Origin of the sequence: Parasphingorhabdus sp. SCSIO 66989 (assembly GCF_032852305.1) — a bacterium.
Taxonomy (GTDB): Bacteria; Pseudomonadota; Alphaproteobacteria; order Sphingomonadales; family Sphingomonadaceae; genus Alterisphingorhabdus; species Alterisphingorhabdus coralli.
Map to the genome: position 1 here is coordinate 124,155 of NZ_CP136594.1, position 13,455 is coordinate 137,609.

16 protein-coding genes are annotated in these 13,455 nt (G+C 57.3%); 5 read left to right on the top strand and 11 right to left on the bottom strand.

From position 1 onward, the window contains the following. Positions 1-6: 6 nt before the first annotated feature. The 4 genes from RB602_RS00580 to RB602_RS00595 all read right to left on the bottom strand — a co-directional run bounded on the left by RB602_RS00580 (position 7) and on the right by RB602_RS00595 (position 4,218). Positions 7-540 carry a CarD family transcriptional regulator gene (locus RB602_RS00580; RefSeq protein WP_317081989.1) on the bottom strand — a complete coding sequence of 178 codons (534 nt, stop codon included), beginning with the start codon at positions 538-540 and terminating at the stop codon, positions 7-9. Positions 541-759: 219 nt separating this feature from the next. Beyond that, positions 760-1,098 (bottom strand): ferredoxin FdxA, encoded by a 339-nt coding sequence (gene fdxA, locus RB602_RS00585; RefSeq protein WP_317081991.1) that lies wholly within the window; start codon positions 1,096-1,098, stop codon positions 760-762. A 46-nt stretch (positions 1,099-1,144) separates the two neighbouring features. Beyond that, complete coding sequence (locus RB602_RS00590; RefSeq protein ID WP_317081993.1) at positions 1,145-1,498, bottom strand: S4 domain-containing protein; 354 nt, start codon at positions 1,496-1,498, stop codon at positions 1,145-1,147. Beyond that, complete coding sequence (locus RB602_RS00595; protein ID WP_317081995.1) at positions 1,495-4,218, bottom strand: helicase-related protein; 2,724 nt, start codon at positions 4,216-4,218, stop codon at positions 1,495-1,497. The genes RB602_RS00590 and RB602_RS00595 overlap by 4 nt, the downstream gene beginning before the upstream one ends. A gap of 260 nt (positions 4,219-4,478) precedes the next feature. Between RB602_RS00595 and RB602_RS00600 the strand changes: the two genes are divergently transcribed. The 4 genes from RB602_RS00600 to RB602_RS00615 all read left to right on the top strand — a co-directional run bounded on the left by RB602_RS00600 (position 4,479) and on the right by RB602_RS00615 (position 8,270). After that, positions 4,479-6,101: a M23 family metallopeptidase gene (locus tag RB602_RS00600; RefSeq protein WP_317081997.1), complete on the top strand. Its 1,623-nt coding sequence runs from the start codon at positions 4,479-4,481 to the stop codon at positions 6,099-6,101. A 38-nt stretch (positions 6,102-6,139) separates the two neighbouring features. Further along, a complete protein-coding gene (hemB, locus tag RB602_RS00605) occupies positions 6,140-7,138 on the top strand; it encodes a porphobilinogen synthase (RefSeq protein ID WP_317081999.1) in 999 nt (332 codons plus the stop codon). 55 nt (positions 7,139-7,193) lie between these two features. Beyond that, positions 7,194-7,607 (top strand): GxxExxY protein, encoded by a 414-nt coding sequence (locus RB602_RS00610; protein ID WP_317082001.1) that lies wholly within the window; start codon positions 7,194-7,196, stop codon positions 7,605-7,607. Between the two features lie 90 nt (positions 7,608-7,697). Further along, positions 7,698-8,270 carry a gamma carbonic anhydrase family protein gene (locus RB602_RS00615; RefSeq protein WP_317082003.1) on the top strand — a complete coding sequence of 191 codons (573 nt, stop codon included), beginning with the start codon at positions 7,698-7,700 and terminating at the stop codon, positions 8,268-8,270. Positions 8,271-8,285: 15 nt separating this feature from the next. Here RB602_RS00615 and RB602_RS00620 read toward each other — a convergent pair whose 3' ends face one another. From RB602_RS00620 to RB602_RS00640, 5 genes are all read right to left on the bottom strand, one after another. After that, entirely contained in the window at positions 8,286-8,708 is a 423-nt protein-coding gene (locus tag RB602_RS00620; RefSeq protein ID WP_317082005.1) for a hypothetical protein, read from the bottom strand. Positions 8,709-8,873: 165 nt separating this feature from the next. Next, the gene (locus RB602_RS00625; protein WP_317082007.1) at positions 8,874-9,440 is read right to left on the bottom strand and encodes a DsrE family protein; all 567 of its coding nucleotides are present in this window, start codon (positions 9,438-9,440) and stop codon (positions 8,874-8,876) included. 8 nt (positions 9,441-9,448) lie between these two features. Further along, positions 9,449-10,153, bottom strand: coding sequence for a class I SAM-dependent methyltransferase (locus RB602_RS00630; RefSeq protein WP_317082009.1), 705 nt, complete (start codon positions 10,151-10,153; stop codon positions 9,449-9,451). Between the two features lie 243 nt (positions 10,154-10,396). Then, on the bottom strand, positions 10,397-10,750 hold the full coding sequence (locus RB602_RS00635; protein WP_317082011.1) for a TraR/DksA family transcriptional regulator: 354 nt from the start codon (positions 10,748-10,750) through the stop codon (positions 10,397-10,399). A gap of 24 nt (positions 10,751-10,774) precedes the next feature. Beyond that, positions 10,775-11,017, bottom strand: coding sequence for an HP1242/YdcH family protein (locus RB602_RS00640; protein ID WP_317082013.1), 243 nt, complete (start codon positions 11,015-11,017; stop codon positions 10,775-10,777). A 332-nt stretch (positions 11,018-11,349) separates the two neighbouring features. On the opposite strand from RB602_RS00640, the gene RB602_RS00645 reads away from it, so the two are divergent. Beyond that, complete coding sequence (locus RB602_RS00645; RefSeq protein ID WP_317082015.1) at positions 11,350-11,922, top strand: hypothetical protein; 573 nt, start codon at positions 11,350-11,352, stop codon at positions 11,920-11,922. 87 nt (positions 11,923-12,009) lie between these two features. Here the strand turns inward: RB602_RS00645 and RB602_RS00650 are convergent, their stop codons facing one another. Both RB602_RS00650 and RB602_RS00655 read right to left on the bottom strand, forming a co-directional pair. Then, positions 12,010-12,744: a BglII/BstYI family type II restriction endonuclease gene (locus RB602_RS00650; RefSeq protein ID WP_317082017.1), complete on the bottom strand. Its 735-nt coding sequence runs from the start codon at positions 12,742-12,744 to the stop codon at positions 12,010-12,012. Beyond that, positions 12,744-13,394 carry an MT-A70 family methyltransferase gene (locus RB602_RS00655; protein WP_317082019.1) on the bottom strand — a complete coding sequence of 217 codons (651 nt, stop codon included), beginning with the start codon at positions 13,392-13,394 and terminating at the stop codon, positions 12,744-12,746. Before RB602_RS00655 ends, RB602_RS00650 begins: the two co-directional genes overlap by 1 nt. Positions 13,395-13,455 lie beyond the last annotated feature (61 nt).

A 13,455-nucleotide genomic window follows, 5' to 3' on the forward strand; every position in this document is an offset into this window, starting at 1 on the left:
GCCCGATCAGGATTCCTCGGCATTCTCATAATAGAGCGGCGCATATTCGTTGAGGATCTCGAGGATCTTCTTCAATGCGGTCGGCTCATCGGTCTTTTCCATGGCCGCCAGTTCACGCGCCAGACGGCTTGAGGCCGCTTCAAAAATCTGGCGTTCGGAATAGCTCTGCTCGGGCTGGTCATCAGCACGGAACAGATCGCGGGTCACTTCGGCAATCGATACCAGATCGCCCGAATTGATCTTCGCTTCATATTCCTGGGCCCGGCGCGACCACATGGTACGCTTCACCTTGGGCTTGCTTTTCAGCACATCGAGAGCCTCGCGCAGCGTCTTGTCCGAAGACAATTTGCGCATACCGATGCTTTCCACCTTGTTGACAGGCACGCGGAGGGTCATCCGCTCCTTTTCAAAGCGCAGCACATAAAGATCGAGCTGCATCCCGGCGATTTCTTCATTTTGAAGTTCAATTACGCGACCGACGCCGTGTTTCGGGTAAACGACATAGTCGCCTACATCAAAGGACAAAGCCTTGGCAGACATTCACTAACCTTTCCTTGTCATAAGAGACTGGAATATGCAGTCAGGCGGAGTGTAGCAAAACAACCCCGCCAATTCACATATTCCGGGCGCCTATAAAATGCGCCCGCATTCCCATAGTCAGAAAAGCGCGCGGACACAGTTCCACGCGCTTTCCTTAGGAGTTTAACAGATTCGTCACAAAAAAGCTAGTGCCTGCCGGAATCGCAGGATCAAGGCTTTTTAATCGCCCTCGCCAGGCTCTTCGGAGAAGAATTTCTCGAACTTGCCTTCAACACCTTTATACTCATCGGCATCGGGCGGAGAATCGCGTTTGACGGTGATATTCGGCCATTCCTCGGAATATTTGGTGTTGACCTCAAGCCATTTTTCCAGCCCGTCTTCAGTGTCCGGCAGGATCGCCTCAGCGGGGCATTCCGGTTCACACACGCCGCAATCAATGCACTCGCTGGGGTTGATCACCAGCATATTGTCGCCCTCATAGAAACAGTCGACAGGACAGACTTCGACGCAGTCCATATATTTGCACTTGATACAGGCGTCGGTCACCACATAGGTCATCGAAAATCGGCTCCACTCGTCAGAATCGCGGATTTTCCTGCTATTGTCACTTTACCGAAACGTCAACTACAGTTCCCGTTGGCTGCGATACATTTTCTCTATCAGCAGTGACCGCAACACCATCGGCATCCACCATATGGCTGTAATGTTGCGCCGCTTCGGTGGCTGATCCGCGCCGTTTGGGCAGGGCATTTATGCGTACCACCAGCACCCGGCCACGATGCATCAGCGTCAGCACATCGCCTACACCCATTTGGTGGTGCCCTTTGACGATACGCTGTCCATTGCAGCGCAGCTTGCCCGATTGCGCCATGGTCTTGGCCAGCGAACGGCTGCGGGCAAAACGCAGATACCAGAGCAACAGATCGAGGCGCAGCGTCTGATCACGATGCGTATTCAAGAGAGCATATCCTTGAGCGCAGCAAAGGCGGGATGGCCGGTAGCGGGTTTTTCCTGTTTTTGGTTCTGTGGCTTTTGCCGTGGCTTGCCAGATTTGCCTGCCTTGTTCGGACTTTGCTTGTTGTGCACCTTAAAGCGCGGTTTGGATCGCAGGCCTTTCCAGTGCCAATATTGTGGTGGCGGTGCTTCCGGCGCTATTTCTTCCGACGCCTCGGCAATGCTCTCCTCTGCTTTATCCTCCGGTTCCGCCACGACCTCCACCTCGGGCGCAGTGGTCTTGCGGAAACCCGCCCCATGCAACAGCTTGTCAAAACTCGCCTGATTCAGCCCCATGGAACGGGCCAGCGCATCGTCGATGATGAAAGCCTCAGACGCACCTTTCTCATTCGCTTCACCCCGTCCCTGATGCGCGGCGCGCACCAGCCGTTCGCATAAATCGACGCGCAGCCTTTGCTGGCCAAAGCGGCGATACCCCAAGACCCAATGCGCCTTAGCATCATCACCCGAACCTGATGCCGCCAGCACAGGCAGCAGCTCGGCTCCATCATCCTGCTCGGCAAAGGGCTTGCGCGACCAAAGCGCCACCAGACGCCGCAGCAAGGCCCGCGCGCGCACACCATGGATACGCTCGACGAAGATATCATAGGTGCCAAACACCACACCATGTCGACGCAATTGCTGCTTCTGACCCGCATCCAGCGCCTTCAGCATCTCCAGCACCGTGCCCTTGCGGCTGAGGCAGCCACCGGCCTCGCAAAGTTGCAGCGCCATGGCCCGCAAGGTCGCCGCTTGGTCGGGGTCATCGGCGAGTTTCTCCAGCGCCAATAGCGGCTTGAGATCGCTCAATATCTGATCTTCCAGCCAGCGCTGTAATCGCGCCTCGACCTGCTGGCGCGGCGCAGGATCAAGCGCCAAAATCGAACGGTCGAGTGCAATCACCGGCTTGAGCATCGCTCCGCCGCGCTGCAGCTTTGCCACCCGTGCATCGCGCCAATGCAGCTCATCCGCGCCTTTCAGTGCAAATTGATCGTCACCATCCTGTGTCAGCATCGTCACCCGTCCTTTGAGCAATAAAGGCAAATGCCGTTCGGCCGCCGCCAGCAGCAATTTGCGATCAGCCAACCGCGCGCTCGATCCGACGACAAAGCGAAAGCCGTCGAGCCGACCAATAGGCTCGCCCTCAACCTGCACCACATCATCCTCGATACTCACCGCCATCAGGCTGCTGTCCTGCGCCAATCGCCGCATCAATATCGCCGCGCGCCGGTCGACAAAGCGCTCGGTCAGCGCCTTGTGCAAGGCCTCGGACAAGCGCTCCTCAATCTCCTGCGCCCGCGCCGCCAGCGCCTCGCGATCGGCGACCCAGTCCTGACGATGCGCGATATAGGCCCAGCTGCGAATGGCAGCGAGACGCCCCGACAACATGCCGACATCGCCATTCAGCTTGTCAATCTCATCAAGCTTGCGCCCCGCATGGTCGGCAGGGATCATCCCCTTTTCCAGCCAGCGCCACAGCCCGGCGACAAAGCGGGCATGATGATCAGTACCCACCTGCCGGAAATCGGGCAGCCCGCAGACCGCCCAGAGCCGTTCGACCATGGCTTCGCCATGCGCATTGGCGGCAACCACGCCCTGCTCGACCAGCCGCTGCAACACCGCCAGATCAATCGCCTCGGGCGCGGCGCGCAAGACTTCATGATCGGGCTTGCGCTGCAGGCTGTCGATCAACGCCGCAACCGAATGATAATCCGGCTCCGCCTCGCGCCAGTAGAGCGAGGACAGCGGCGGCATATCATGGCCCTCAATCCGCGCGATCTCGTCATCGCTGAACAGCGCCGCATCACTGCCCGATGCCGCCAAAGTGCCAAAAGTGCCATTGCGCTGATGCCGCCCGGCGCGACCGGCAATCTGTGCCATCTCGGCAATGGTCAGCCGACGCCGACGGCGGCCATCATATTTGCGCAAGGCGGCAAAGGCGACATGATGGACATCCATGTTGAGGCCCATGCCGATGGCATCTGTCGCCACCAGATAGTCGACCTCACCCGATTGGAACATCGCCACTTGAGCATTGCGGGTGCGCGGGGATAGCGCGCCCATCACCACCGCCGCGCCGCCGCGAAAGCGCTTGAGCAATTCGGCGGTGGCGTAAACCTCCTCAGCCGAGAAGGCGACAATCGCCGTGCGCGGTGGCAGGCGCGAGAGCTTTTTATGGCCGCCATAGCTGAGCGTTGAAAAGCGCGGGCGCGAGATAATCTCCGCCTCGGGTAGCAGCGCCTCGATCATCGGTCGCAGGCTGTCCGAACCGAGGATCATCGTCTCCTCGCGTCCCCGCGCATAGAGCAGCCTGTCGGTAAACACATGACCGCGCTCGGGATCAGCACCCAGCTGCGCCTCATCAATCGCGACAAAGGCAAAGTCGCGGCTCATCGGCATGCTTTCGACCGTGGCCAGAACCCAGCGCGCCCCTTCGGGGACGATGCGTTCTTCGCCGGTGATCAGCGCCACCTCTTTCGGGCCTTTAATAGCGCACACGCGATCATAAACCTCGCGCGCCAGCAGCCGCAGCGGGAAGCCGATCATGCCCGAGCTATGGGCGCAGAGCCGTTCTACCGCGAGATGGGTCTTGCCGGTATTGGTCGGCCCCAGCACCGCGACGACTTTCTCGGCAACCGGCTGATGGCCAAATGAGGGCGTGAGGTGATCCATGATCTGTATCATCTATGTTGCCCTTCTCCTGCGTCAGTGCAAGCAAAACCCTGTCACAGAGCGGGCAAGATGTGGATAGGCAAAGCGGAGCCGACTCCCCGGAAATGCTGCTTATCGGGCAAATGCCACAATCTGGCGCAAGGCGAATCCTTCGGGCATTTTGTTAAATTGACTTTAACCTTGTTTCTTCACACTAGGGGAATTGCAACAAGAAGGGCTCCGCATGGCGATTTTCGCCACTCAAATTATCCAAAACTGCGCCAAAGGCTGTGATGGCTTCTATGTATCAGGCTGATCGACCAAAAGCGCTGGCTGGCCATGCCGGAGCCTTGTCGGCGACCGGGCAGTTGATACTGGATGAAGCATTGTCTGCACAGGACAGCCAGGCCGAACTTCCCATGGCTGATCCCGAAAACGGCAATCCTTCCTGGATTAAGCGTTTGCGTGCCGCTTTTCATGAATTCAACTGGGCCCCGGATCTCGGCAATGATATTGGCAGTCCGCAATGGTTTCGCGGCCTGCTGTCGATGCTGGTGCTGATGGGCATTGCGATCAGCTTCTGGCCTGATTTCAGTGGATTGAAAGCACGCCCGGCGGCCACAATGACTATAGCGGAACGCGATGAATGGCGTACCCAGCTCATCGCGCCGCTGGCGCTTGGTGCTGATACCGGCCACAAAATGGGGCCGAGCGACGCGGTGATCGCGCTCAAGTCCAGTCCCGAACGTCCAAGCATTTCGCTCGCCGCCACCATGGGCAAAGGCGACAGCTTTGACCGGGTGCTGCGGCGTGCCGGTATTGGCGGCGATCAGGCCCAAGCACTAAGCAATCTGGTCTCAAGCGCGGTTGCGCTCGATTCTATTGAACCCGGCACCAAGCTCGATATTGTCCTTGGTCGCCGCGCGTCACGAACCCAGCCACGTCCCGTCGACAGCCTTGCCTTTCGCGCCCGCTTTGACCTGAATCTGGAAATTGTTCGTAATGGCGATACCTTCGCGCTTGTTCGCAAGCCGATCATTGTCGACAATACCCCTTTGCGCATCCGTGGTACAGTCGGCGACAGCCTGTATCGCTCGGCCCGCGCTGCCGGGGCCCCGCCTAAAGCGATCCAGGAATATCTGAAAACCCTGTCCAGCAAAGTCTCCATCGGCCGCAATATCCGCGCCACCGACGAATTCGACTTTGTCGTCGCCTATAAGCGTGCCGAAACCGGCGAGCGGCAAGTGGGAAAGCTGATGTATGCCGCGCTGCATCGCGGCGACAAACGCCGGGTCGAACTGGTCAGCTGGGAACAAAATGGCCGCTTTCAATGGTTTGATCCCAAAGGCGTCGGCGAACAGCGTGGCGAGCTGGCACGACCGGTCAATGGCCCGATCTCCTCACGCTATGGCATGCGCCGCCACCCGATATTGGGCTATCGCCGCATGCATGCTGGCATAGACTTTCGGGCGCGTCACGGCACGCCGATCCATGCCGCCAGTGATGGCCGCATCACCTATGCCGGACGCAAGGGCGGCTTTGGCAAATATGTGCGTATCAGACATGCCGGCGGTCTCGGTTCGGGCTATGCCCATATGAGCCGCATCGCGGTACGTAATGGCCAGCAGGTAAGGCGCGGCCAGATTATTGGCTATGTCGGCTCCACCGGCCTGTCGACCGGCCCACATTTGCATTATGAGCTTTATCGCAATGGCCGTACGATCAACCCGCAATCGGTGCGCTTCACCACCCGCGCCACATTGTCAGGCAGCGAGCTGAAAAAATTCATGGCGCGACGCAACCAGCTGATCGGTCTGGAGCCTGGTGCCGCTTTGGAAGCGCTGACCCCAGCAGTGCCGCAGATCGAAGAGCCGAAACGCGAAATTGATCGCTTGGCCGATAGCACAACAACTTAGTCTGGCCTGCCCCGACGTGCTTCGCTATCACTGCGGATATGACACACTATCCCGCAACACGGATGCGTCGCACCCGTCGCCATGCATGGTCGCGCAACATGGTGCGCGAGACCCTGCTCTCCCCCGCTGACCTGATCTGGCCACTGTTCATTACCGGCGGCGAGAAGGTCGAAGAGCCCGTCGCCTCTCTACCCGGCGTATCCCGCTGGTCGGTCGACCTGATCATACAACGGGCGCATGAGGCGGTGGACCTTGGCATTCCCTGTGTCGCGCTATTCCCCAATACCGAAGCCGACAAGCGCAGCGACGATGGCAAGGAAGCGCTCAACCCCGATAATCTCATGTGCCAGGCGATCCGCGCTATAAAGGACGCGGTAGGAGATGATCTAGGCGTGCTTACAGACGTCGCGCTCGACCCCTATACCAGCCATGGTCAGGATGGGCTGCTCGATGATGCAGGCTATGTCACCAATGACGCCACGGTCGAGGTACTGCGCGGACAGGCGCTCAATCAGGCCAATGCCGGTGCCGATATTATTGCACCCAGCGATATGATGGATGGCCGCATTGGCGCGATCCGCGAAGCGCTGGAAGGCGATGGCCATCACAATGTGCAGATCATGGCCTATGCCGCCAAATATGCCAGTGCCTTTTATGGGCCTTTCCGCGATGCCGTGGGTTCTGGCGGGCTGCTCAAGGGCGACAAGAAAACCTATCAGATGGACCCGGCCAATAGCGATGAGGCGCTGCGCGAAATCGCCCTCGATATTGATGAGGGCGCGGACAGCGTGATGGTCAAGCCCGGCCTCGCCTATCTCGATATCATCCTGCGCGCGCATCAGAATTTCGAGGTGCCGGTCTTCGCCTATCAGGTGTCCGGCGAATATGCGATGCTCGAAGCCGCTGCCAGCGTCGGCGCGGGCGACCGCGATGCGCTGCTGATGGAGAAGCTGATCGCATTCAAGCGGGCGGGGTGCTCGGGCGTATTGACCTATCACGCGCCGGTAGCGGCCAGGTTGCTAGGGGCTAAACAGTAAGAGTTTCTCGCGAAGGGCGCGAAGCAGCGAAGAAACGCGAAGGGGATGGCGCAATATGCACGTTGAGGAAGTTGCCGCAATTGCCGTCGATTGTGGCTTGCAGCTTCACAAGGATGTTGGCCCCGGCTTGCTGGAAAGTGCCTATCAGAAGATGCTGGCCCATCTTCTCACAAAACGTGGTCTGAGTGTCGAAGAAGAGATCCCAATACCAATCACTTATGATGACCTCATCATTGAACAAGCCTTTCGCGCTGATATCGTTGTTGAACGAAAACTGCTTATCGAGTTGAAGTCTGTCGAGAAGCTACTGCCGGTGCACCGAATGCAAGTGGTTACCTATTTGCGGTTTATGGACCTGCCGGTAGCTTTATTAATGAATTTTTCTGCAGAAAGATTCAAAAACGGCCTCGTGCGTATCGTCAACAATCACCACGACACCAAAGGATCAAAACTAACCCTGCACCAATAGTCTTCGCGCTCTTCGCCTCTTCGCGTCCTTCGCGAGAAACACTTTAGGCGTACATAGCCCTCGACACATGCAACAGCGAATGGATGTCCCATGACACAACACCCCGAAACCACCATCCTCTCCATCAACGGCAAGACCCCGCACATCGATGAGAGCGCCTTTATCGCGCCGGGGTGCCGGATTATCGGCGATGTCACCATCGGCCCCGATGTCAGCATCTGGTATAATTGCGTGATCCGCGCCGATGTTAGCAGCGTGGTCATCGGCGCGCGCTCCAATGTTCAGGACGGCAGCGTCATCCATTGCGACGGACCGACACCGATGGCACCCGACGGTTTCCCGACTATCATTGGTGAGGATGTGCTGATCGGCCATATGGCAATGGTGCATGGCTGCACCATTCATGATCGCGGCTTTATTGGTCTCGGAGCGATCATTATGAATGGCTGCGTTGTCGAGAGCGATGCCATGCTCGGAGCCGGCGCGCTGCTGCCTGAAGGCAAGCATATGGCGCAGCGCGAGCTATGGGTTGGTCGTCCGGCCAAACGACTGCGCGAGCTGCCCGATGCCGCTTTGGTCGGCATGAAGATGGGCGTGGCGCATTATGTTGAAAATGGCTACGCCCATAAAAAGGCTATCGCCGAGGCAGAAGGCCTCGACTAATGGAGAATCCCAGGCTCAGCGGCGCGAATAGCGACGACGGCGGTCCGGCCGAAAATTGCGAACGATATAGCCGCGCTCGGTCATCTCTTCGGCATAATCCTTTTTCGCATCACGCAGTTCATTATAATATTCGGCCCATGCCTCGCGCCGGTCTTCCTCATCGGTGGCACGACGCAGATCGCTGTCCAGCTCACGCTCGGCCTCGCTGACATCGGTGCGATAGTCGAGCCAGAATTTGTTGCTGTCATTATTGGGCGCCGTGGGCAGTCGGCTGCCGCGAACGGTAATCTCATCGTCATCGTCATAATGATAGGTCCGCTCATAGTCCGCGCGGTGGTGATAACGTCCGCCCGCCATGGCAGGCGCGGCGGCAACACCGATCAGGGTCAGCGCCAATGCGCCGGTGGCAATCTGTTTCAAGGGGATATTCTTCTTCATCTCGCGGTCTCCGTCTGTGAGTCGGTTCCAGATATGACAGGCGCCTACAGATGTAATCGTTCAACATGAACGCAGGCCAACCGACCGCCAGACTCCCGCTTTTGCACGATGAAACGGTCCTGAGCAGCGCCGAAATGAAACTATGGCGCGCTACTGGTCTCCGACTCAAAACGGATTAAGCGTAAAGCCCGCCTGCTGCAGCCGCGCATGGGCGGTCATGGCGGAGAGGTCCATGGTGACCCCGGGCAGCAGTTCGGATTTGGCAAGGCCCTGCCCCGCTGCGCTTTGGCCGCAGATGATGATATCGACGCCCTGCCAGCTCAGCGCCGCGATCAGCGCAGCATTGGGGTTGCTCTGCTGGTCGGGATATTTGCGCGCATAGGCCGCATCATTCGCCATATCGAACACCGCCACGCCATGCACCACCACAGCGGCGCGGATATTCTGCGGCTCCACGCCATTGGCAGCATGCATATTGATAAAGCGCGCCGCCGAAACCAGTGTGCGATTGAGCGCTCCCGCCTCTCCCTTGGCGACATCAAAGGCCACTGCCAATTTCATATCGGCCGGGAGCGGCATGTCCATCTCCACCGGCGCATGCGGGCCATGGTCTTGCAGCACCGGGCCGGTGGCAAAGCTTCTGGGCATTTCAGATGATCGCTGGCCGCAAGCGGGTTGCGCCGCCATGGCCAGCCCTGCCAACAGTCCAATGCCAATACCCCGAATCATCATTGTGTTCCTCATGCAAATTCATAAACGGTCGTCACCACCCGGCTTGTCCCCAGATCCACGTCGCAGATAACCGTCTGGCTTTTAACCGGCACCGAAAAGGGTGGCGCGGTGATCACCACACCGCTGCCTTGTACCATACGAATATCGGCATTGATCGCCATATCCATATTGGGAACAAAGGCATTCCCGCCCGGCACATGTTCGGTGAGCACCAATATCGGATAGCTGCGGCGGATATTGTCGAGGCTTTTCTGAATCATGGCATTGGACAGATGCTGAAACACCTGCCGGACAAAGACGATATCCGCCCCGGGCAACGGCGATTCAGCCAGATTGAGAACCTGAAAATCCACATCAAGATCGGTAAAGCGCTGACGGTTATAGGCGATGACATCGTCAACAATATCGCCCGCAATATAGCGTCCGCAATAGGGCCGGATTTGTGACCCTATGGCAAAATCACCACACCCCAGATCGGCAACATCGGGTTTCTTGGGAAATGTCCCGAGATACTGCGCGACCTGCCGGATATAGGGTTCTGCAAATGTAGGCATATGCGAACCGGCACCGGAATAATATCTGCCCCCGCCATGGTTTTCGGATTTGCCCCAGATACCATGCGCATAGATCTCAGAGAAGATAGCCTTGGCCAGTTTGCTTTCCGCATCTTCTTTAATGCCATGATTTCCGGCATCGTCTTGCATTTCGGCCATTATGGTCTCTCCGTTCAGGCCAGCCCCCAGTGCAGCGTCTGATCCAGACAGACGCGCTTTTCAGAACAGAGTGTGTAAGGATGCGACAACAGCGAAGCAAATAGCTCCCGCCCCATATTGGCGCAGAACATCGTGCCCCGTGTTACCGGGGGCCGCTATGCCATAGCCGCCGCCAGCGGTGCCGCCATTAGCAGCAGCGCCGCCAGCCAATAGGGCAGAGGCTTCAGCTTCATATGCGGCGTATCAGCCCGCTTTAGACGCGCAGGTGATGCACAGAGCCGCTTCGGGGCGCACCGCCAGACGCTTGGGGTTGATCGGATTGCCGCAGCTTACGCAGATCGCATAGGTGCCATTGTCAATCCGCTCCAGCGCCCGCTTGACCGAGGCGATTTCGCGGGTGATCAGCGCGCCCTGGCCCTGCAGCGATGCGTCATCTTCCATCTCGACTGCCTGTTCAGAACTATCGGCATTGAGCGGCTCGGCAAGATCCTCGCCAATATGCGCCAGCCGGGCTTCCAGCTCGGCGAGCATCGCCTCAAGCTGCACCTGCTCGCTGCGGAAGCGGGCTTTTTCGGCTACCTTGGTCATCACATCCATCGTCTTTACTCCTTGTTCGGGGGGTTAGCGGGCCGCCGCGATCATGCCGCCCAACTCATCACACAGCGCCAGCCGTTGCTTTTTCAGCATCTCGGCATGGTCATCCGAACATGGCTCAATCTCCGCCTCAATGCGGTGAATGGCGCGGTTAACCTCATGATAGCGCTCGGCCTGACGAGAAAAATGCGCATCCTCCAGCTTCAACCGATGAATGGTCTCCCCATCCTGCGGAAACTCCTCGGCCAGTTCATGCGGGGTATGCGACATAGATTTCTCTCCTGCTGTCTCACGACTCATGCCGTGATGAATGCGGGCATCATGCCAGCGAAGGCGCGACGGTTCTTTGCGCTGGATCAAAAATGGCGAGACGCCGCAAAACCCAACAAAAGGTGACACAGGGTGACACCGTGTCACCCTGTGGAAGCGGGTCGTGTTATTCGGGAAAACCGCTTGATTTGAGTGGCTTGTCAGTATCGAAGCATGATGCAGGCGAAGGTGACACCCTATGGGCGAAATGGCGATAATTGCGGACATGGGGGCGATAGAAACCATGTCCAAAGTATAGATGATGCGGTGTGTTGTAGGACAGGCAGGGCATAATGCCCGTCGCAATGGCGGTTCGGAACGGAATGACCATTGGCGGTGATGCGGCGCAGGACGCGAGAGCCGTTTTGCAGAAAGTGCGTGCAACGCGCATAGGCTTCATCCACATCATCAATATGACCAGCATAGAGTCGATTCCCGTGCCGCCTGACAGCCTGTTGGCGCAATTTGGTCCGGCGCATGCCTCGCGCGATTGCTTTGCGCGCACAGTGCCTGGCACGGTCAGCCTCACCGACTTTGTTGAGCGCTTCTATTGCAGCTGGGTGTTTCGGCCCGAGCGCCTGGCGCTGGGACTGATCGGCCATGGCGCGTCCAATGCGGATGCCAGACAGCTCGCCCATGGCAAGGCACAGCGCTTTTCCGCATGGAATGTCATCGAGCGCCGCGACACGGAAATCCTGCTTCAGGATGTTCTTGGTGCCACTGCAAGCTGGCTGGCGGTCCAGTATCATGGCGAGACAACCACGCTGCTCTTCGGCAGCTGGGTCGGCAAACCGAGCCAAAACAGGTCGAGGATCTTGGGGCCCTTTCACCGCTGGTATTCACGGGTGTTGTTGGGTGGGGTTTAGTCTTTTTGGTTGCATAGCATGTGATCCCAAGCCCGTTTCACCTTTGGAGACTACGTTACGATACATTCAGCAAAGGTAAGCAATAGGTCAGGCATCCATATCAATGATCGAAGCGGGAAGACCGACTAACAATAACGGGCAAGGGTTGCCCACGCCTCTTGCGACTCTGTCCTGCAGCTTATCCCAATGCGTAGTGGCCATGCCATATTTGTCGGATACAAATTTCTTTGCCCACGCCTCTGCAAACGGCTTCCCGGCATCCACCTGTCGGTCGATTTGTGCGCGCTGCGGACGAGTTGGCGACAGATCAAGTGCAATCAGGTCTTCATAACTCTCGAGATTTCGCTCATGACCGAAGTTCAGAACTTTATCGAACATCTGGGATTGCATATCTGGGCCACGTGTCACGATTCCGCCCAAGCTAATGGCTCCTTCTGCATGAAGGCGTTTGAAGTTTTCTAGATCGCGGTCGAAAAACGGATCTTTGTTGTTCCATTCAATTTCAAATGCCACGGTGCCCGCATCAGCGCGACGGACATGATCAATTTCGTGGCTGGTGGATTCCTTCGGCTCACCGTCGACGGTTTTGGCAACAATGAAATTATGTTTAGGCCACCCCAAATTCGCCAAAGCCTTTCTCAGTCTCTGGGTCATCTTGGTTTCGCCGCCACCACCGCCAATTATCTCGGTTATTGGCAGCCGTAATTCCAGAAGCGCTGTCTCAATTTCCGTAATCAGGTCAGGAAAGTCATAGCGCAATATGGCTTCGGCATGATTGGTGTAATACAGGGTGAAACCTGCCTCAGCCAAACGGCCAAACATTATTCAGCTGCTTCCAAGGTGCTATTATAAGAGTAGGTCTTCCAGTCAGGCGTATAGTCATCATCAGCCTGATTACCCCAAACAGTCCATCCCGGTCTGGTGCCACGAGAAAACAGTTCAATTCGTGGGCCCCAGCTACATTCTTCAATGATCTTGTACTGTTCATCAGGTTTACGACTGTGTTCGCGCTTACGTGAACGGATGATATTCACCTGTCGCCTGCCCGGCGCGAGAGTCCGGGCATTTTTGCCGCGCACACCGAAAAGGAGTATTTCGGTGACATTGCGGAAATAGAAGCCCACGCCACGACCATCCGGCCCGCCATCCTTGCGTATTTTTTCCCAGATGATGTTGGAGACATAACGAAAGCCCCATGCCTCCATGACTTTCAGTCCTTCGGGCATAAGTGCGTTTGGAACCCAAAGATAAAGATGTGATGGATCAGCAGCAATATCGGCGACCGGCAATTCGCAAATGTCATCCAAAGACATTGTGCTGTAGCGATTAAGCCGTTTATGCTCTGGCGCTACTTTCCCGGTGCGGTTTTGAAACTGCCAAGGAGGGTCAGCAAGGATCGTCCCAAAAGGTTCTCCCTTGACGGTTTGCAAAAGGCTAAGAGCCGATTCCAGCTTTTCATCACGTGAGAACATAAGGTGATCATCTTCTATGATGCAGACTTAGTCAAGCACCATGCCATAAAAAATCGGCCGG

What these genes read in the sequence shown, in the direction of transcription:
- RB602_RS00580 (WP_317081989.1), bottom strand. Translation starts at nt 540, where the DNA reads ATGTCTGCCAAGGCTTTGTCCTTTGATGTAGGCGACTATGTCGTTTAC.
- fdxA (WP_317081991.1), bottom strand. Translation starts at nt 1,098, where the DNA reads ATGACCTATGTGGTGACCGACGCCTGTATCAAGTGCAAATATATGGAC.
- RB602_RS00595 (WP_317081995.1), bottom strand. Translation starts at nt 4,218, where the DNA reads ATGATACAGATCATGGATCACCTCACGCCCTCATTTGGCCATCAGCCG.
- RB602_RS00600 (WP_317081997.1), top strand. Translation starts at nt 4,479, where the DNA reads ATGGCTTCTATGTATCAGGCTGATCGACCAAAAGCGCTGGCTGGCCAT.
- hemB (WP_317081999.1), top strand. Translation starts at nt 6,140, where the DNA reads ATGACACACTATCCCGCAACACGGATGCGTCGCACCCGTCGCCATGCA.
- RB602_RS00610 (WP_317082001.1), top strand. Translation starts at nt 7,194, where the DNA reads ATGCACGTTGAGGAAGTTGCCGCAATTGCCGTCGATTGTGGCTTGCAG.
- RB602_RS00615 (WP_317082003.1), top strand. Translation starts at nt 7,698, where the DNA reads ATGACACAACACCCCGAAACCACCATCCTCTCCATCAACGGCAAGACC.
- RB602_RS00620 (WP_317082005.1), bottom strand. Translation starts at nt 8,708, where the DNA reads ATGAAGAAGAATATCCCCTTGAAACAGATTGCCACCGGCGCATTGGCG.
- RB602_RS00625 (WP_317082007.1), bottom strand. Translation starts at nt 9,440, where the DNA reads ATGATGATTCGGGGTATTGGCATTGGACTGTTGGCAGGGCTGGCCATG.
- RB602_RS00630 (WP_317082009.1), bottom strand. Translation starts at nt 10,153, where the DNA reads ATGGCCGAAATGCAAGACGATGCCGGAAATCATGGCATTAAAGAAGAT.
- RB602_RS00635 (WP_317082011.1), bottom strand. Translation starts at nt 10,750, where the DNA reads ATGGATGTGATGACCAAGGTAGCCGAAAAAGCCCGCTTCCGCAGCGAG.
- RB602_RS00640 (WP_317082013.1), bottom strand. Translation starts at nt 11,017, where the DNA reads ATGTCGCATACCCCGCATGAACTGGCCGAGGAGTTTCCGCAGGATGGG.
- RB602_RS00645 (WP_317082015.1), top strand. Translation starts at nt 11,350, where the DNA reads ATGCCCGTCGCAATGGCGGTTCGGAACGGAATGACCATTGGCGGTGAT.
- RB602_RS00650 (WP_317082017.1), bottom strand. Translation starts at nt 12,744, where the DNA reads ATGTTTGGCCGTTTGGCTGAGGCAGGTTTCACCCTGTATTACACCAAT.
- RB602_RS00655 (WP_317082019.1), bottom strand. Translation starts at nt 13,394, where the DNA reads ATGTTCTCACGTGATGAAAAGCTGGAATCGGCTCTTAGCCTTTTGCAA.